Raw genomic sequence first — 17,000 nt, 5'->3', positions numbered from 1 at the left:
CGCGCCGCGCGGGGCGCCGTGCTGGTCTACGGCGCCGACCCCGCCGCCGACGCGCCCGGCTGGCGCGAGGCGGTCGCCGGCCGGACCGTGATCCACCTCGGCACCCACCGCAGCGCCACGGCCGAAGCGGCGGACATCGTGATCCCGCTGAGCGCCTGGGCCGAGAAGGACGGACTGCTCGTGAACCGGCAGGGCCGCGTGCAGGCGTCGCACCGCGCGATCGCGCGGCCCGGCCTCGCCCTGGAGGACTGGCGCTTCCTGGCCGACTGGCTGGCGGCGGCCGGCGCGACCGACGCCCCGGCCTCCCTGCCGGACCTGCGCCGCTGGGTCGCCGGCCGCGTGCCCGCCCTGGCGGGCGCGGACCTCGCCGTCCTGCCGCCCGAAGGCCTGGTCCCCGACGCCGTCGCGACGGGCTCCGGAGGTGAGCGATGACGGACCTCGTGCTGACGACCTTCCTGAAGATGGCCTTCATCCTGGCGGTGATCCTCGGGCTGGTGCCCGTGCTGATCTGGGCCGAGCGCAAGGGCTCGGCCTTCATCCAGGACCGCACGGGGCCGAACCGGGCGGGCATCGCGGGCATCCGCCTCGCCGGCCTGATCCACCCCATCGCCGACGTCCTGAAGCTGCTGTTCAAGGAGGACGTGCGGCCGGCCGGGGTCCACCGCGTCCTGTACGCGCTGGCGCCCTTCCTGGTCTTCTTCGTCTCGCTGCTGACCTACGCGGTGATCCCCTTCGGCGACTACCTGGAGGTCGGCGGCCGGCGGATCCCGCTGGTGGTGGCCGACCTCGACGTGGGCATCCTCTACGTGCTGGCCATCGCCAGCCTGGGCACCTACGGCATCGTCATGGGCGGCTGGGCCTCGAACAACAAGTACACCTTCCTCGGCGCGGTGCGCTCCACGTCGCAGATGATCAGCTACGAGATCAGCATGGGGCTGGCGCTGATGGGCCTGCTGCTGGTCAGCCAGTCCCTGCGCCTGACCGACGTCGTGGCCGGGCAGGGCGTGCTGCTCTGGGGCTTCCTGCCGCGCTGGGGCGTGGTGATCCAGCCCCTGGGCGCGATCCTGTTCATGACCGCCGCCTTCGCCGAGACCAACCGCAACCCCTTCGACCTGCCCGAGGGCGAGTCGGAGCTGGTCTCCGGCTACCACCTCGAGTACAGCTCCATGAAGTTCGCCCTGTTCTTCATGGCCGAGTACACGAACCTGGTGGTGGCCTCGGCCCTGATCGCGACCCTCTACTTCGGCGGCTGGAACATCCCCTGGCTGCCCCGCGCCGTCATCGAGGCCCGCGCCGGCGTCCTGCTGCCGCTGCTGCTGGCCGCCCACGTCGCGATCTGCGCCCTGGCCGCCGCGCTGTACCTGCGGCGGGCGTCGCGCGAGCGCGGCCGGTTCGGCGACGGGCGCGACCGCGAGCCCGGGCTGATGGCCGGCGTCTGCGTCCTGCTGGGTCTGGCGGGCCTCGCCGCGCTCGCCCTGCGACCCTGGGAGATCGGCCCCGCCGGCGCCTCGCTGCTGGCGACCGCGCTGCAGGTCGGCGCCTTCGTGGGCAAGGTCGTCTTCTTCTGCTGGTTCTTCATCTGGGTGCGCTGGACCCTGCCGCGCTTCCGGTACGACCAGCTCATGCACCTGGGCTGGAAGGTGATGCTGCCGCTGGCGCTGGCCAACCTGGTCCTGACCGCGGTGGTCGTGGCGCTCGTCTGAGACCGGTCCGCCGGGAGGGTAAGGGAGACATGAACGGGAAAGTCCACGGCTACGGCGGCAAGATGACGCTCGGGGAGCGCCTGTACCTGGGCGAGATCTTCCGCGGGCTCGGCATCACCATCCGCCACGTGATCCGCAACCTCCTGCACACCGGGGACCTGCCCACCGTGCAGTATCCGGAGGAGCGCCGCGCCTACAGCGAGCGGTTCCGCGGCCGGCACCGCCTGATGAAGCGGGAGGACGGCACCCCGCGCTGCGTGGCCTGCATGATGTGCAGCACCGCCTGCCCCGCGGACTGCATCCACATCGTGGCCGAGGAGCACCCCGACCCCGCGATCGAGAAGGCGCCGGCCAGCTTCGAGATCGACCTGCTGAGGTGCGTCTACTGCGGCCTCTGCGAGGAGGCGTGCCCCTGCGACGCCATCCGCATGGACACCGGCATCTACGACCTCGCGGCCGACAGCCGCGAGAAGTTCTGGGTGGACAAGGATTTCCTGCTGAACAACACGACGGACGGCACGCGCTGACGGCGCGGGGAGGCGACTGACGTGGAGACGTTCCTCTTCTACCTCTTCGGGGCGCTGATGCTGGGCGCGGCGGCGATGACCGTGGCGAGCCGCAGCGCCGTGGCGGCGGCCGTCTGGCTGGTGTTCAGCTTCGTCTGCGCCGCGGGCGTCTTCGCCCTGCTCGCGGCGCCGTTCCTGGCCATCCTGCAGATCCTGATCTACGCGGGCGCCATCATGGTGCTGTTCCTCTTCGTGATCATGATGCTGCAGGGGCCGGTCCTGCCCGCCGAGGTCGCCGGCCGCACCGTCGGGCGCAAGGCCCTGCTGGCCCTGCCCGCCGCCGCCATCGCGGTGATCCTGATCAGCTGGGCGGCGCGGGGGCGCGAGGCGTCCTTCGGCGCGACGCCGGTGACGGGCACCGCCGCGGCCGTGGCGGAGCTGCTGCTGAACCGCTACCTGCTGGCCTTCGAGCTGATCTCGATCGTGCTGCTGGTGGCGATCGTGGGCGCGATGTCCCTGGGCCGCAACGAGGAGGGGCAGCCGTGACCGTGGGCCTGACGCACTACCTCGCGCTGGCGGCGGCGCTGTTCCTGGTCGGGATGGCCGGCGTCCTGATCCGCCGCAACAGCCTGATCGTGTTCATGAGCATCGAGATCATGCTGAGCGCAACGAACATCGTGTTCGCCGCCTACTCGCGCCTGCACGGCGACCTGGCGGGGCACGTCTTCGTGCTGATGGTCTTCGCCGTCGCGGCCGCCGAGGCCGCCATCGGCCTGGCCATCCTGGTGGAGATCCACCGGCTGCGCCGGTCGGTGAACGTGGACGACCTCAACACGCTGATGGAGTGACGCCGTGGAAAGCCATGCCCTGGACACGTCGCTGAGGTGGATCGTCCTGGTGCCCCTGCTCGGGGCGGCCCTCAACGGGCTGCTGCTGCGCCGGATGCCGCGCCGGGCGGCCGGCCTGCTGGCCTGCGCGGCCGTGGGCGCCTCGTTCCTGCTCTCGGTCGCGGCCGTGGTCCGCCTCGCGGGGCTGGAACCCCACCACCGGCTGCTGGCGGACTCGCTCGGCACCTGGCTCGACATCGCCGGCGTGCGGGTCGAGCTGGGCTTCGCCATGGACCAACTGAGCGCGGTCATGGCCCTGGTGGTCACGGGCGTCGGTTTCCTGATCCACGTCTACTCGCTGGGCTACATGGCCCACGACCCCGGCTTCAACCGCTTCTTCACCTACCTGAACCTGTTCATCTTCGCGATGATGATGCTGGTGCTGGGCGAGAACCTGGTCATGCTGTTCGTGGGCTGGGAGGGCGTGGGCCTCTGCTCTTACCTGCTGATCAGCTTCTGGTTCAACGAGGAGGCGAACGCCGCCGCCGGCAAGAAGGCCTTCATCGTCAACCGCATCGGCGATTTCGGTTTCCTGCTGGGGATGTTCGTCCTGGGCGCCGCCCTGCTGCCGCACCTCGGGGGCGGGGAGGGCGTCTTCTCCTTCCGGACGATCGCCGCCCACACGCACGAACTCGCGCCCTGGGCGACCGCCATCGCCCTGCTGCTGTTCCTCGGGGCCACCGGCAAGTCGGCCCAGATCCCGCTCTACGTCTGGCTGCCCGACGCGATGGCCGGCCCCACGCCCGTCTCGGCGCTGATCCACGCCGCGACGATGGTCACCGCCGGCGTCTATATGATCGCCCGCATGAACATGGTCTACGTCCTGAGCCCGACGGCCATGACGGTCGTGGCGGTCGTCGGCGCCGTCACCGCCCTGTTCGCGGCGACCATCGCCCTGACCCAGAACGACATCAAGAAGGTGCTGGCCTACTCGACGGTCTCGCAGTTGGGCTACATGATGCTGGCCTGCGGGGTGGGCGCCTTCGCCGCCGGCATCTTCCACGTCATGACCCACGCCTTCTTCAAGGCCCTGCTCTTCCTGGGCGCCGGCTCGGTCATCCACGCCATGAGCGGCGAGCAGGACATGCGCCTGATGGGCGGGCTGCGCCGCAAGCTGCCGGTGACCTGGCCGACGTTCCTGATCGGGACGGTCGCGCTGGCGGGCGTCTTCCCGTTCGCCGGCTTCTTCAGCAAGGACGAGATCCTCTGGAAGGCCTTCAGCGAGGGCAACCCCGGCCTGTGGGTCGTGGGTTTCCTGGGCGCGGGCCTGACGGCGTTCTACATGATGCGCCTGGTCGTGCTGACCTTCTTCGGCGACAACCGCGCCAGCGAGGAGGTGCGGCACCACGTCCACGAGTCCCCGGCGACGATGACCGTGCCCCTGGTGATCCTGGCCGCCCTGTCGGTGGTCGGCGGCTGGCTGGGCTGGCCCCACTTCCTGGGCGGCGCCAACCGCTTCGAGCAGTGGCTGGCGCCGGTGTTCGAAGCCGGGGCGGGCGGGCACGGCGCCGACGCGGCGCACGGCGCCGCAGCACACGGCGCCGCCACGCACGCCGCCGCCTCCACCGAATGGCTCCTGGCCGCGGCCTCCCTCTCGCTGGCCCTGCTCGGCCTGTACGCCGGGTACCGCGCCTACGTGGGCCGGGCGACGCTGGCCGGGAAGCTGCACGCCTTCGCCGGCGGCAGGCCCCACCGCGTGCTGCTGAACAAGTACTACGTGGACGAAGGCTACGAGGCGTCCCTGGTGCGTCCGGGTTACGCGCTGTCGGACCGCGTGCTCTTCCGCGCCGTGGACACCGGCCTGATCGACGGGCTGCTGGTCAACGGCACCGCGCTGCTGGTCTCGATCACGAGCGCGCTGCTGCGCCTGTTCCAGAACGGCAAGCTGCGCTTCTACGCGTACGTCTTCGCGCTCGGCGCGGCGGCGTTCGTCCTGTACCTGGCACTGACGATCTAGGGGAGGGCCGGCCTTGGCTTTCATCACGGACCACATCCTGACCTGGGTCGCCTTCGCGCCCGCGCTCGGGGCCGTCCTGGTCCTCGCCGCGGGGCGGACGCCCGGCGCGGCTCGGCGGCTCGCCCTGGGCGCGGCGCTGGTCGACTTCGTCCTCTCCCTGCACCTGCTGCGGTACTTCGAGACGGGCAACGGCGCCGACCAGTTCGTCGAGCACGCTCCCTGGCTCGCCGGCGGCAAGATCGCCTACAGCCTGGGCCTGGACGGGGTCTCGCTCTGGCTCGTCCTGCTGACGACCTTCCTGGGCCCGCTCGTGATCCTGAGCGCCTGGCGGGCGATCGCCGAGCGCGTGCGCGAGGCGATGGCCTTCCTGCTGCTGCTGCAGACCGCGATGATCGGCACCTTCCTGGCCCGCGACATGCTGCTGTTCTACGTGTTCTGGGAGGCGATGCTGATCCCGATGTACTTCCTGATCGGCATCTGGGGCGGGGAGCGGCGCGTCTACGCCGCGGTGAAGTTCTTCCTGTTCACGATGGTCGGCTCGGTCTTCATGCTGGTCGCCATCCTGTGGTGCTACCAGCAGGCGGGCAGCATGGCGCTGGCCGACTTCCTGCAGCTCGAGCTGTCGCGCGGTCAGCAGTCGTGGCTGTTCGCCGCCTTCGCCCTGGCCTTCGCGATCAAGGTGCCCCTGTTCCCCTTCCACACCTGGCTGCCCGACGCCCACGTCGAAGCGCCGACCGCCGGCTCGGTCATCCTGGCGGGCATCCTGCTGAAGATGGGCACCTACGGCCTGCTGCGCTTCGCGATCCCGCTCTTCCCCGAAGCCGCGCTGGCGCTGGGTCCCTGGCTCGCCTGGCTGGCGGTGATCGGGATCGTCTACGGGGCGCTGGTGGCCATGGTCCAGCAGGACGTCAAGAAGCTCGTGGCCTACTCGAGCGTCAGCCACCTGGGCTTCGTGGTGCTGGGCCTGTTCAGCCTGACGACGACCGGCGCCGCGGGCGGCGTGGTCCAGATGCTGGCCCACGGCCTGTCGACCGGGGCGCTCTTCCTCCTGGTCGGCATCATCTACGAGCGGCGCCACACCCGGATGATCGCCGAGTTCGGCGGCCTCGCCCACGCGATGCCGTGCTTCGCCGCGGTCTTCCTGTTCGTGACCCTGGCCAGCATCGGCCTGCCCGGGCTCTGCGGCTTCACCGGCGAATTCCTGATCCTGTTCGGCACCTTCGGCAGCGGGCTGCTGCCCCACGCGCGCCTGCTCACGGCCCTGGCGGCCACCGGCGTCGTGCTGGGCGCCATCTACATGCTCTGGATGTACCAGCGCGTGTTCCTGGGCAAGCTCGGCGAGCGCAACCGGGGCCTGCCGGACCTCAGCCTGCGCGAGTGGGCCGTGCTGCTGCCCATCCTGGTCATGATCGTGGCGCTGGGCGTGCACCCCGCGCCGCTGCTGGAGAGGCTGGAACCCTCGCTGGAGCGGATCCTGGCGCCCGTCGCCGCGCTCCGGCAGACCGAATCCAACTACGGGTTGGCCCTCCAGGTGCCGGCCGACCAGCCCGCCGCCGCGGTCGCGGCGCTGAAGGGGGACCGATGAACGGCCCGACCCCGGTGACGCTCGGCGCCGAACTGCCCGTGCTGGCGCCCTACCTCGTGCTGGCCGTCGGCGGCCTGGCCGTGATGCTCGTGGACGCCTTCTCGGGCGGCCGGCGCCGCGACCACCTGTCGCTGCTGACGCTGCTGGTGCTGCTGGGCGCCGCGGCGGCCCAGGGCGCGGCGCCCGCCGAACCGCGCGGCGCGACCCTGCTGGGCGGCATGCTGGCGGCCGACCGCTTCAGCCGCTTCTTCAACCTGCTGACCGTGACGATCGCCATGCTCACGACGGTCTACGCGACCAGCATGTTCGAGCGCGACGGGCGCTACCGAGCCGACTTCTACCCCCTGACGCTGTTCGCCGCCCTGGGCATGATGCTGCTGGCCGCGGCGACCGACCTGCTGAGCCTGTTCCTGGCCATCGAGACCATGAGCCTGGCCGTCTACGTCCTGGTCGCCGGCGACCGCGGCTCGCTGCGCAGCAGCGAGGCCGGCTTCAAGTACCTGATCCTGGGCGCGTTCGCCTCGGCCTTCCTGCTGATGGGCCTCGCGCTGCTGTACGGCCAGGCCGGGGCGACCGACTACGCCTCCGTCCACCGGGCGGTCCAGGCGGCGCCCGACGGCGGGATCCTGCTGCCGCTGGCCTGCGGCCTGGTGCTGGTGGCCCTGGGCTTCAAGGTGGCCATGGTGCCCTTCCACATGTGGACGCCGGACGTCTACGACGGCGCGCCCGCCTACGTGACCGGCCTGATGGCCACGGGCGTCAAGGCCGCGGCCTTCGCCGCGCTGCTGCGCGTGGTCTGGCTGCTGCCCCCGATCGCGGAGGCCTGGTTCCCGCTGCTGACCGTGCTCGCGGTGCTGACGATGACCTACGGCAACCTCGTGGCCCTGTCGCAGAACGGGCTGAAGCGGATGCTGGCCTACTCGAGCATCGCCCATGCCGGCTACCTGCTGCTGGGCGTGCTGGCGGTGCTCAACACCAGCCGCGACAGCGCCACGGCCGTGCAGGCCGCCGCGGTGCGCGACGCCGCCGGCGGCGCCATCCTGTTCTACCTGGTGGTCTACGCCCTGATGAACCTCGGCGCCTTCGGCGTGGTGGCCTGCCTCAGCCGCAGCCGCCGCGAGGAGGCCGACGCCATCGACGGCTACGCCGGCCTGTCCCGACGCCGCCCCTTCGTGGCCGCGACGCTGGCGGTGTTCATGTTCTCGCTCGCGGGGATTCCGCCCACCGCCGGCTTCGTGGGCAAGTTCTACATCTTCGACGCGGTGGTGAAGGCCGGCCTGGTGCCGCTGGCCGTCTGGGGCGTGATCAACTCGCTGCTGTCGGCGTACTACTACCTGCGCGTCATCGTGGTGATGTACATGAAGCCGGCCGAGGGCGAGGTGCACGACGGCCACAGCTGGGAGGCGGCGTTCACCTGCGGCGTGCTGGCGCTGCTGGTGCTGCTGCTCGGCGTGGTGCCCGGTTCGTTCTACGCGCTGGCGGCCCACACGTACCGGCAGATGACCTTCTAGGTCCGAGGCGCCCGTCAGCGGAACGCGGGCAGCCCCGTGACGTCCGCGCCCACGATCAGCGTGTGGATGTCGTGCGTCCCCTCGTAGGTGTACACCGATTCGAGGTTCGTGAGGTGGCGCCCGATCGGGTGCTCGTCGGTGATCCCGGCGGCGCCAAGCACCTCGCGGGCCAGGCGGGCGGTCCGCAGCGCCGCGGCCACGTTGTGCCGCTTGGCCAGGGACACCAGCGCCACCTCGTCGACGCCGCGATCCTTGAGCCGACCCAGCCGGTGCGCGAGCGCCTGCGACGTCGTCACCTCCGTCAGCATCTCCACGAGCTTCTGCTGCACCAGTTGGAAGGCCGCGATCGGCCGGCCGAACTGCTCGCGTTCCAGCGCGTACTGCCGGGCGTGGTCGTAGCAGGCGGCCGCCGCGCCCACCGCCCCCCAGGCGATGCCGTAGCGCGCCTGGTTCAGGCAGGACAGCGGCGCCACGAGTCCGGCGGCGCCGGGCAGGCGGCTGCTCTCGGGCAGGCGGACCTCGTCGAGGCTCAGCTCCCCGGTGTCGCTCGCGCGCAGGCTGAACTTGCCGTGAACCGGCTGCGCCGCGAAGCCCGGCGTGCCGCGCTCGACCAGGAATCCCAGCACGCGCTCGGGCCCGCGGGCCCAGACCACGGCCACGTCTGCGAGATCGGCGTTGGTGATCCACATCTTGGACCCGGTCAACACCCAGCCGTCGCCGTCGCGCACGGCGCGGGTCTCCATCCCGCCGGGATCGCTGCCGTGCCCGGCCTCGGTCAACCCGAAGCAGCCGATCCGGCGGCCGGCCGCCAGCTCGGGCAGCCAGCGACGCCGCTGGGCCTCGTCGCCGTAGGTGGCGATGGGCCACATCACGAGGCTGCCCTGCACCGAGGCGAAGCTGCGCAGTCCGCTGTCCCCGCGCTCGAGCTCCTGGCAGACCAGCCCGTACACCGTCGGCGACAGCCCGGGGCAGCCGGGCCCCTTCACCGAGGTCCCGAACATCCCGAGCGCGCCCATCTCCGGCACCAGTTCCAGCGGGAACGTCCCGGCGCGATGGTGCTCCCTGACCACCGGCAGGAAACGCCGCTCGACGAAGCTCCGGCAGAGGTCCCGCGCCGCCCGTTCCTCGTCGCCCAGCTCCTCTTCCATCCGGAAGTAATCGACGCCCTCGTAAGGTCTCACGTCCGCCCCTCGGGTTCGTGTTCGCAGCCTTGAGGATAGCATCACCCGGCTCGTCTGCAAGCACCGGTGAGGAAGCACTGCTTGACCAAGTGACGAAACTTGTCTAAAAACGGGAGGTTCCGGCCCCGGGTGCCGGGCGGGGAGGACGAGCCGCCGATGAAGAGACTCTGGAAGTGGGTGCGCGCCTGCGCCGCGGCCGTGCTGTGGTCGGGGGTGCTGGCCGGCCTGGTGGGCTTCGCGGAGGGCGTCAGCCAGTGGTCCCGCTTCGGCGGCTGGACCGCGGGCGGCGGCGAGTCCGGCTTCGTCCGCAGCGTCGCCCCGTCGGTCACGCTCTACAGCTGGTTCGCGATGGCGTGCGCGGCCCTGATGTTCGGGCCCTACGCCCTGGCCGTGCGGCGGCGCCCATCGGCCCGCCTGCGCGCCTACGCCCTGACCACGGCGACGGCGGTCGCCTCGCTCGTCTTCTTCTACGCCGGCTATGCGGGCCGCGAACACCTGTGGCCGCAGTGGTGGGCGGCTCACGAGCTGCGCGAGGCGTTCGTCCTGCAGGTGGGTTGCTTCCTGGCGCTGACCATCCTGCTGGTGCGGCCGCTGACGACGTTGGCGGGTTCCCTGGTGCTGACGCCGCGACGCAACCTCTTCCTGACCGTGATCTTCCTGCTGGTGTTCACCAGCCTCTGGCCCGACTGGCGGGACGAGGGCCGCGCGGAGCGCTGCGGCGGGCTGGAGCGGGCGTCGGCGGCGCCGTCCGGTCCCAACGTCGTGCTGGTGACCATCGACGCCTGGCGTCGCGACCACCTGGGCGCGCTCGGCGGGAGCGACGACCTCACGCCGGGTCTGGACCGGCTGGCCGGAGAGGGGCTGCTCTACGCCGACAACTGGTCGAGCAGCTGCTGGACCCTGCCGGGGATGGGCACCCTGATGACGGGGCGCTCCCCGCGGGAGCTGGGCATCGAGCGCAAGCGACCTCTGCCTCGGGGCGCGCCGATGCTGGCGGAAATCGCCTGGTCGCAGGGTTGGCACACGGCCGCCTTCACGACCAACCCCTACCTGACCGGCGCCTACGGCTTCGACCGCGGCTTCGCCGAGTACGAGCACGCCATGGTCCTGGAGCCGCTCCAGCCGGCGTCGCGCTCGGTGCTGGCTCGGGAGTTGACCTATTGGGTCGACCGCTTCGCCGAACTCGACAAGTCGGAGTACGTGGTCGCCAAGGCGCTGCGCTGGTTGCCCACGCGTCCCACGGACCGCCCGTTCCTGCTCTGGCTGCACCTGCTGGACCCGCACCTGCCCTACACCGTCCGGCGGCTGCCGGGCGACGGCCCGGCTCCGGAGCTGCCGCGTCATCCCCTGCTGGACGATCACGGGCTGTCCCCGCACCTGCTCACCGACGTGCGCGACGGCATCTCCGACCTACCGCCCGAAGTGCGCGCGGCCATCGCGTCGCTCTACGCCGGGGAAGTCCGCTACACCGACCACCACCTCGCACGCCTGTTCACGGCGCTGCGCGAGGCGGGACTCTGGGATTCGACGCTGGTCGTGGTGACGTCCGACCACGGCGAGGAGCTGTTCGACCACGGCGGCTTCGAGCACGGGCACAGCCTCCTGCCCGAGGTGAGCGCCGTCCCGCTCATCGTCAAGCTCCCGGCCGGTGGGGCCGCCGGCCGTCGCCTGGAGGGCGACCGCTCCAGCGCGGACCTCCTGCCGACGTTGTGCGCCACGCTGGGCTGGTCGGCGCCGGACAGTCTGGGCGGCCGCACCGATCTGTGGCCGGCCGGCGCCGACGCGGCGCCTCCGGTCTGGACGGAGCCGGCCTCGCCGGCGGTCCTGGAGAACCTCCTGTACGGGCCGCCACGCACCGCGGTACGTGCGTGGCCCTACTTCGCGATCCTGTCGCCGGACGCCGCGCCGACGTGGTACGACCTCGGCGTCGATCCGGGCGCCGTTCGACCGTTGCCCACGGCGCCGTCGTCGGCGCCGCGCGTGTTGGCCGCCGCCGATTCGCTCCTCGCCGCCGGCGATCTCGCCGCGCGTCGGCTATCCGGTCCGCAGCCAGGACTCGTGGCGCCCGATCCGGCGCTGCAGCGGCAGCTGCGCAGCCTGGGATATTGATCGGCAGGGAACCGATGAAGCAGCCCGCCGACGCGACGGCACGATCGTCGAACAGGGCCCCTGGCCCGGCGTTAGGCTGGCTGGCGGTCGCGCTGATGTGCTGCGGACTGCTCTGGCCGGCGCTCGCGGACCCCGGCCGCCTGGTTCCCGGCCCCTACGGCGGCGCCGACGCCCTGCTGCAGGCGGGACTGCTCGAATGGAGCGGGCGCCACTGGTGGCAGCCCTCGGTCTGGCCGCACCTGCCCATCTTCCATCCCGCGCGTGACACCATCGCCGCCATGGACTCCCTGCTCGGGCAGGCGCTGGCCGTGGCGCCCTGGCGGGCGTGGCTGCCGACGGTCGCTGCGCGCTACAACGCGGCGCTGCTGGCGAGCCTCGGGCTCGCCGCCGCCGCGATGGCCTGGTCCTGGCGAGCGGCGGGTGGAGCCCGGGCCGCGGCGCCCGTCGCCGCGCTGGCCCTGCTCGGCGCGCCGATGACGATCGCCCACCTCGGTCACCTCAACCAGTTGCCGCCTCCGGGCGTGCCCGCCGCCGCCGCCGCCCTGGCTTGGGCGGTCGCGCGCCGGCGGCGCGGGCTGTCGCCCCGACGGGCCTGGTGGGCGCTGGCCGGCTGCCTGTCGGTGCAGGCGATCTGGGGCTGGTACGGGTTCGCCGAAGCGCTGCTGGCGACGGCCTGCCTGCTGGGCGCGGCGCTGGCCGTGCGGGGCGAGGCGGCACGGGACGAGACGGCACGGGACGCCCGGCGGGGGCTGCTGGCGGGGGCGATGTGGCCGGCGCTGTTCTGTGCGGTGGCCGTCACCGTGGCGGCACTGCCGTACCTGCGGTTGTCCGCCCGGGAGCCCAGCTACGAGCGAACGATCGACGAAGTAAGGTGGTACAGCGCCGACTTCAAGCATCTTATCAACACCGGGGCGCACCGGGCGGGGCCGGCCGACTGGTCGGGGCGGGGCGCCGACGCGGCCACGCGCGAGGCGAAGGCAGCCCGGCAGGTGCTCCATCCCGGTTGGATCGTCCTGATCCTGGCCGGCTGGGGTTGGCGGTGGCGCCGCAGGCTCGACCCGGACCAGCGGCGGCTGGGGATCGGCCTGCTGCTGGCGGGCGGCTGCGGCCTGGTCCTGGCCTTCGGGGATTCGACGGGGCTCCCCGGCACCGCCTGGCGCCTGCCGCTGCCCCTGGGCGTGCTGCATGACTGCTTCCCGCCGGCGAGGGCTTTCCGGGCCGCCTGGCGGTTCGGCCAACTGGCCACCGTGGCGGCGGCCTGGTGGGCGGCCGCGGGTTGGGCCGCGTTGCCCGGCGCCGACGGCCACCCGGCGCGGCGGCGCTTGTTGCCGGCGGCGGTCGTGCTCGCGCTGTTGTTGGAATCCTGGCCGGCGCGGGTGCCCGCCGTCGCGATCCCCGACGCCGGCACGCCGCCGCCGAACGCGGCGGGCGCCGTCCTGACCCTGCCCGCTCCGGTGGACGTCTACGGGGAGGGGCCGCAGGAGGCAGCCTGGCTGCTGCGCGCGCTGGATACCGGCCGGGCGGTCACCGGCGGCGCCTCGGGCTGGGTGCCGCCGGCCACGCGGGAACTGCGCCGGGATCTGTCGGCCTGCGAGCGGGGGGAACTCGAGCCGCGACGACTGCTGGCGGCGTTGAGGGCGGGCGGTGTGACGTCGGCCGAGATGCGCGCGGACGATCCCGACCCGCGCCTGGACTTCTGGCGGAACGCGCTGCGGACGGCGGGCGCGACGCCGCGCCCGCCGCAGGCTGCCGGCGGCTTCGAGACTTGGGATCTGCCTGAGACCTGGGATCTGCCCGAGACCTGGGATCTGCCCGAAACCGGGGATCTGCCCTAGGCGGCTGCGGACTACAGGGACTCGACGGCCCGGACCTCGGGGATCTCCTCGCGCAGGCGGGCTTCGATGCCGTGCTTGAGCGTCATGGTCGACATGGGGCAGGAACCGCAGGCGCCCTTGAGGCGGACCGTGACGATGCCGTCGTGGTAATCGATGAACTCGACGTCGCCGCCGTCGGCCTGCAGCGCGGGGCGGACCTTGTCGAGGACCTGGCGGATCTTCTGTTCCATCGCGTGTCCTTTCCGTATGCTGGCGTGACGAACGTCACCAAGCTAGCTTCCGGCCGGTGGATGTCAACCGCGCCCCCGGCCCCGGCCGACCCTGGAGGAACATGGACGCCAATCGAGCGGACGATCGGCTCGGCGACGAGGCCGCCCGGCTGCGCGACATCGCGCTCGCCGCGGGCGCGATCCAGTTGGAGGGGTGCGGCCGACGGCGCGACATCGCCTACAAGTCGGCCACCGACATGGTGACCGACGTGGACCGCCGCGTCGAAGCCTTCCTGTTCGAAAGGCTCGGCGAGGACTTCCCCCGCGACGGCGTGCGGGCCGAGGAGGGGACCGGGCGGGCGGGGGACAGCGGCCGTGTCTGGCACGTCGATCCCCTGGACGGCACCACGAACTACGTCCACGGCCATCCGTTCTACGCCGTGTCGCTGGGCTGCGCCGGCGCCGGCGGACCGGAGCTGGGCGCCGTCTACGCGCCCGCGCTCGACGAGCTCTACCTGGCCCGGCGCGGCGGCGGCGCGACGCTCGAGCGGCCGCAGCGCGGCGAGCCCCCGCGCCGGCTCGCGCTGGCGGGTCCGGTCGCGCTGGAGCGGGCCCTGCTGGCCACCGGCTTCCCGTACGAGCGCGGCGAGGTCGCCGCCCTGAACTGCGATCTCGTGAAGGATTTCCTGCTGCGGCCCTGCCACGACGTCCGGCGGGGGGGGAGCGCCGCGCTCGACCTCTGCCACGTCGCTGCCGGACGGCTCGACGGCTACTGGGAATTCCGCCTGCAACCCTGGGACGTCGCGGCGGGCGTGCTCGTCGCGCGCGAGGCGGGCGCCGTGGTCACCGACCTCGACGGCGGCGACGACGCGCTCCACGGCCGCCACATTCTGGCCGCCGCGCCCGGCCTGCACGCCGTGATGCTCGCCATCATCCGGGCCGGCGCGGCCGGACACGGGCTGCTGCGGGACGATTGAATCGTGGCCGCATCGCGTCCGCGGACGTAGATTTTGAAGGCGCCCGCGGGGGCCGCGTCTCCAACCATCGGGGGGATCATGCTCCGCAAGTCGTCGCCGCCGTCGTCGCCGCCGTCGTCGCCGCCGTGTCGCCGGGACCGCCGACGCCCCCTCCGTCCGGACGCCCTGCCGGTCCTGCTGGCGTTGCTGCTGCCGCTGATCGCGGGCTGCGGCGGCTCCCAGGTCGGGTTCCCCTACTCGCGCGAATCCCTCGTCTTCCCGCCGTCGCAGTCGCGCCTGCCGCGGATCCAGCTGCTGTCGGTCGCGGACGAGCGCCCCGCCGAACAGCGTGGGGGGCGCGGCCACTTCGTCGGCATCACGTTCCCGGACGACGCCAGCTGGAGCCGGCCCGTCGCGGACCTCTACCGCGACGCGCTGCTGCAGGACATCGGGCAGACCAGCCTGGCCGAGGCGGTGCCGCTGTCGAACCAGGCGGATTACACGCTCGAGGCCACGATCCACTCCTTCCACTGCCGGATGGAGCGCAGCGTCGTGTCGTACGCCCTGCCGGTGGGGGTGGGCCTGGTCGGGGGCTTCTTCTGGGGCGACGACACCTCGTCGAAGCTGAAGCGGGGGCTCGTGCTGGCGGTCGCGGCCCTCGGCGCCCTGCCGACGCCGCTGCACCTGCGCGCGGAGGCGGAGGTGGAGCTGGTCCTGCGCGATCGCGGCGGCAGGGAGCTGTGGCGCCAGGACTGCATCGGCGAGATCGACGACGACGTGGGCGAGCCGGCGGTCTCGCGTCGGGACGCCCACTTCGCGCAGCGCCTGCTGCCGCAGGCCGTCAAGCGCTGCAACGCCTGCCTGCTGGGGCAGCTGCGCCAGTGGCTGATCGAGCACCCTCTGGACGAGGGCCAGCAGGTCGAGGACCGTCAGGACGAGGGCTAGCTACAGCAGGTCGGCGGCCAGGCTCGCCAGGCGGCTGCGCTCGCTCTTGGCCAGCGTGATGTGGCCGTAGATCGGCTGGTCCTTGAACCGCTCCACGACGTAGGTCAACCCGTTGCTCGAGGCGTCCAGGTACGGGTTGTCGATCTGGTAGGCGTCCCCGGTCAGCACGACCTTCGAATCCTGCCCGGCCCGGCTGACCACGGTCTTGATCTCGTGGGGCGTCAGGTTCTGAGCCTCGTCGATGATGATGAACAGCTTCGGCAGGCTGCGGCCGCGGATGTAGGTCACGGCCTCGACCTCGATCACGCCGGTGTCGAACAGGTAGTCCACCTTGTCGCCCGACTGCTCCATCTGCGGGTCGACCAGGTACTGGAGATTGTCGAAGATCGGCTCCATCCAGCTGGCGAGCTTCTCCTCCTTGGAACCCGGCAGGTAGCCGATGTCCCGCCCCAGCGGCATGATCGGCCGCGACACCATGATCCGGCGGTAGAGCTTCTGCTCGGCCACCTTGTGCAGGCCGACGGCCAGGGCGAGCAGCGTCTTGCCGGTGCCGGCCTGGCCCAGCATCGAGACCAGCTGGATGTCGTCGCGCAGCAGCAGTTCCAGCGCGAAGTGCTGCTGCAGGTTCAGCGCCTGCAGCCCCCAGGGCCGCGTCTCCTCGTGCACCAGCTTCTCGACCCGCTTGCCGGCGCTGCTCCAGATGCCCAGCGCCGTCTGCTTGGGGTTGGCCTCGTTGCGCAGCAGGATGCCCTCGTTGGGGTGGAAGTCGCCGGCCACCTCGGCCGAGCCCGTCGCGTAGAAGCTGGTGATCACGTCGCCGGGGCAGTCGACCTCGGTCCAGCCCGTGTAGAGCTCGTCGAAGTTGACCGTGCTGCGCAGCAGGTCCTCCGAGCGGACGCCCAGGGCGTCGCCCTTGACGCGCGCGTTGAGGTCCTTGGTGATGAAGCGGACGTCGACCCCCTCCTGGCTCAGGTAGAGGGCGGCGCCGAGGATGCGGTTGTCGGGGATCGCGCGGTCCATGCCCGTCGGCAGATGATCCGCGTAGTTGTCGACCAGCACGAACAGCTTGCCGCCGCCGGGCAGGGGCACGCCCTCGCGCAGCGGCCCGCGCTGGCGCAGCTCGTCGATGGTCCGGATCACGCGGCGCGCGTTGCGGCCGCGCTCGTCGTTCTCCCGCTTGAAGCGGTCCAGCTCCTCCAGGACGTCGACGGTCAGGATGATGTGGTGCTCGTCGAAGGCCTCCAGGGCCGTCGCGTCGTGCAGCAGCACGTTGGTGTCGAGCAGGAAGCAGGGGCCGGTCATGGCGGAGATCTTGATGCCGTTCAGGCCGTGTGCGGACATGCGGACCCTCCTTGGTCGTCGCCGACGCCCTGGCGGCGCCTGGAAGCGAGGCTAGCACGGCCTCGCGGACCGGTCGACGCCGATTCGGGGTGCCCGGCGCCGGCCACGGACGCCCATGATGAATGTGAAATATTGCATAATCGACTAAATAAATCCTCGACAACGCCGATATCATGCTATAATAATGCCTGATCGACTTTGAAAATCTGCAATAAACGCAGCAAACGACAGTCGCCGAATACAGCCACCCCGGTCCGCAGAGAAGGAGCACCCGA

General features: G+C 71.8%; 15 protein-coding genes. 12 read left to right on the top strand and 3 right to left on the bottom strand.

Annotated features, from left to right (window positions below):
- The 8 genes from Q7W29_13270 to Q7W29_13235 all read left to right on the top strand — a co-directional run.
- On the top strand, positions 1–432 hold a 432-nt coding region (locus tag Q7W29_13270), incomplete at its 5' end, for a molybdopterin-dependent oxidoreductase (GenBank protein ID MDO9172791.1).
- Positions 429–1,703, top strand: coding sequence for an NADH-quinone oxidoreductase subunit H (locus Q7W29_13265; protein ID MDO9172790.1), 1,275 nt, complete (start codon positions 429–431; stop codon positions 1,701–1,703). The genes Q7W29_13270 and Q7W29_13265, both read left to right, overlap by 4 nt.
- Before the next feature lie 29 nt (positions 1,704–1,732).
- Positions 1,733–2,230: an NADH-quinone oxidoreductase subunit I gene (locus Q7W29_13260; GenBank protein ID MDO9172789.1), complete on the top strand. Its 498-nt coding sequence runs from the start codon at positions 1,733–1,735 to the stop codon at positions 2,228–2,230.
- A gap of 21 nt (positions 2,231–2,251) precedes the next feature.
- Complete coding sequence (locus Q7W29_13255) at positions 2,252–2,755, top strand: NADH-quinone oxidoreductase subunit J (GenBank protein ID MDO9172788.1); 504 nt, start codon at positions 2,252–2,254, stop codon at positions 2,753–2,755.
- Between the two features lie 2 nt (positions 2,756–2,757).
- On the top strand, positions 2,758–3,057 hold the full coding sequence (gene nuoK / locus Q7W29_13250; protein MDO9172787.1) for an NADH-quinone oxidoreductase subunit NuoK: 300 nt from the start codon (positions 2,758–2,760) through the stop codon (positions 3,055–3,057).
- Between the two features lie 4 nt (positions 3,058–3,061).
- Positions 3,062–5,053: an NADH-quinone oxidoreductase subunit L gene (gene nuoL / locus Q7W29_13245; GenBank protein ID MDO9172786.1), complete on the top strand. Its 1,992-nt coding sequence runs from the start codon at positions 3,062–3,064 to the stop codon at positions 5,051–5,053.
- A gap of 13 nt (positions 5,054–5,066) precedes the next feature.
- On the top strand, positions 5,067–6,638 hold the full coding sequence (locus Q7W29_13240) for an NADH-quinone oxidoreductase subunit M (GenBank protein ID MDO9172785.1): 1,572 nt from the start codon (positions 5,067–5,069) through the stop codon (positions 6,636–6,638).
- Positions 6,635–8,149 (top strand): NADH-quinone oxidoreductase subunit N, encoded by a 1,515-nt coding sequence (locus tag Q7W29_13235; GenBank protein ID MDO9172784.1) that lies wholly within the window; start codon positions 6,635–6,637, stop codon positions 8,147–8,149. Before Q7W29_13240 ends, Q7W29_13235 begins: the two co-directional genes overlap by 4 nt.
- Positions 8,150–8,163: 14 nt before the next feature.
- Here the strand turns inward: Q7W29_13235 and Q7W29_13230 are convergent, their stop codons facing one another.
- On the bottom strand, positions 8,164–9,297 hold the full coding sequence (locus Q7W29_13230; protein MDO9172783.1) for an acyl-CoA dehydrogenase family protein: 1,134 nt from the start codon (positions 9,295–9,297) through the stop codon (positions 8,164–8,166).
- 189 nt (positions 9,298–9,486) lie between these two features.
- On the opposite strand from Q7W29_13230, the gene Q7W29_13225 reads away from it, so the two are divergent.
- Together Q7W29_13225 and Q7W29_13220 are read left to right on the top strand one after the other, a co-directional pair.
- Positions 9,487–11,439 (top strand): sulfatase, encoded by a 1,953-nt coding sequence (locus Q7W29_13225; protein ID MDO9172782.1) that lies wholly within the window; start codon positions 9,487–9,489, stop codon positions 11,437–11,439.
- A gap of 95 nt (positions 11,440–11,534) precedes the next feature.
- Positions 11,535–13,274 carry a hypothetical protein gene (locus Q7W29_13220; protein ID MDO9172781.1) on the top strand — a complete coding sequence of 580 codons (1,740 nt, stop codon included), beginning with the start codon at positions 11,535–11,537 and terminating at the stop codon, positions 13,272–13,274.
- Between the two features lie 11 nt (positions 13,275–13,285).
- Here Q7W29_13220 and Q7W29_13215 read toward each other — a convergent pair whose 3' ends face one another.
- The gene (locus tag Q7W29_13215; protein ID MDO9172780.1) at positions 13,286–13,504 is read right to left on the bottom strand and encodes a NifU family protein; all 219 of its coding nucleotides are present in this window, start codon (positions 13,502–13,504) and stop codon (positions 13,286–13,288) included.
- Positions 13,505–13,605: 101 nt separating this feature from the next.
- Between Q7W29_13215 and Q7W29_13210 the strand changes: the two genes are divergently transcribed.
- The gene (locus tag Q7W29_13210) at positions 13,606–14,460 is read left to right on the top strand and encodes an inositol monophosphatase family protein (protein ID MDO9172779.1); all 855 of its coding nucleotides are present in this window, start codon (positions 13,606–13,608) and stop codon (positions 14,458–14,460) included.
- A gap of 78 nt (positions 14,461–14,538) precedes the next feature.
- A complete protein-coding gene (locus Q7W29_13205) occupies positions 14,539–15,384 on the top strand; it encodes a hypothetical protein (GenBank protein ID MDO9172778.1) in 846 nt (281 codons plus the stop codon).
- Here the strand turns inward: Q7W29_13205 and Q7W29_13200 are convergent, their stop codons facing one another.
- Positions 15,385–16,725, bottom strand: coding sequence for a PhoH family protein (locus Q7W29_13200; GenBank protein MDO9172777.1), 1,341 nt, complete (start codon positions 16,723–16,725; stop codon positions 15,385–15,387).
- Positions 16,726–17,000 lie beyond the last annotated feature (275 nt).

It is taken from the genome of bacterium, from assembly GCA_030654305.1.
Lineage (GTDB): Bacteria > Krumholzibacteriota > Krumholzibacteriia > LZORAL124-64-63 > LZORAL124-64-63 > PNOJ01.
Note: the sequence above shows the minus strand (reverse complement) of the source record. Positions and strands in the feature narration are given on the sequence as shown.

Coding starts and splice junctions, on each gene's coding strand:
- Q7W29_13220 (MDO9172781.1), top strand. CDS start 11,535: ATGTGCTGCGGACTGCTCTGGCCGGCGCTCGCGGACCCCGGCCGCCTG.
- Q7W29_13235 (MDO9172784.1), top strand. CDS start 6,635: ATGAACGGCCCGACCCCGGTGACGCTCGGCGCCGAACTGCCCGTGCTG.
- Q7W29_13210 (MDO9172779.1), top strand. CDS start 13,606: ATGGACGCCAATCGAGCGGACGATCGGCTCGGCGACGAGGCCGCCCGG.
- Q7W29_13265 (MDO9172790.1), top strand. CDS start 429: ATGACGGACCTCGTGCTGACGACCTTCCTGAAGATGGCCTTCATCCTG.
- Q7W29_13205 (MDO9172778.1), top strand. CDS start 14,539: ATGCTCCGCAAGTCGTCGCCGCCGTCGTCGCCGCCGTCGTCGCCGCCG.
- Q7W29_13215 (MDO9172780.1), bottom strand. CDS start 13,504: ATGGAACAGAAGATCCGCCAGGTCCTCGACAAGGTCCGCCCCGCGCTG.
- Q7W29_13225 (MDO9172782.1), top strand. CDS start 9,487: ATGAAGAGACTCTGGAAGTGGGTGCGCGCCTGCGCCGCGGCCGTGCTG.
- Q7W29_13260 (MDO9172789.1), top strand. CDS start 1,733: ATGAACGGGAAAGTCCACGGCTACGGCGGCAAGATGACGCTCGGGGAG.
- Q7W29_13200 (MDO9172777.1), bottom strand. CDS start 16,725: ATGTCCGCACACGGCCTGAACGGCATCAAGATCTCCGCCATGACCGGC.
- Q7W29_13230 (MDO9172783.1), bottom strand. CDS start 9,297: ATGGAAGAGGAGCTGGGCGACGAGGAACGGGCGGCGCGGGACCTCTGC.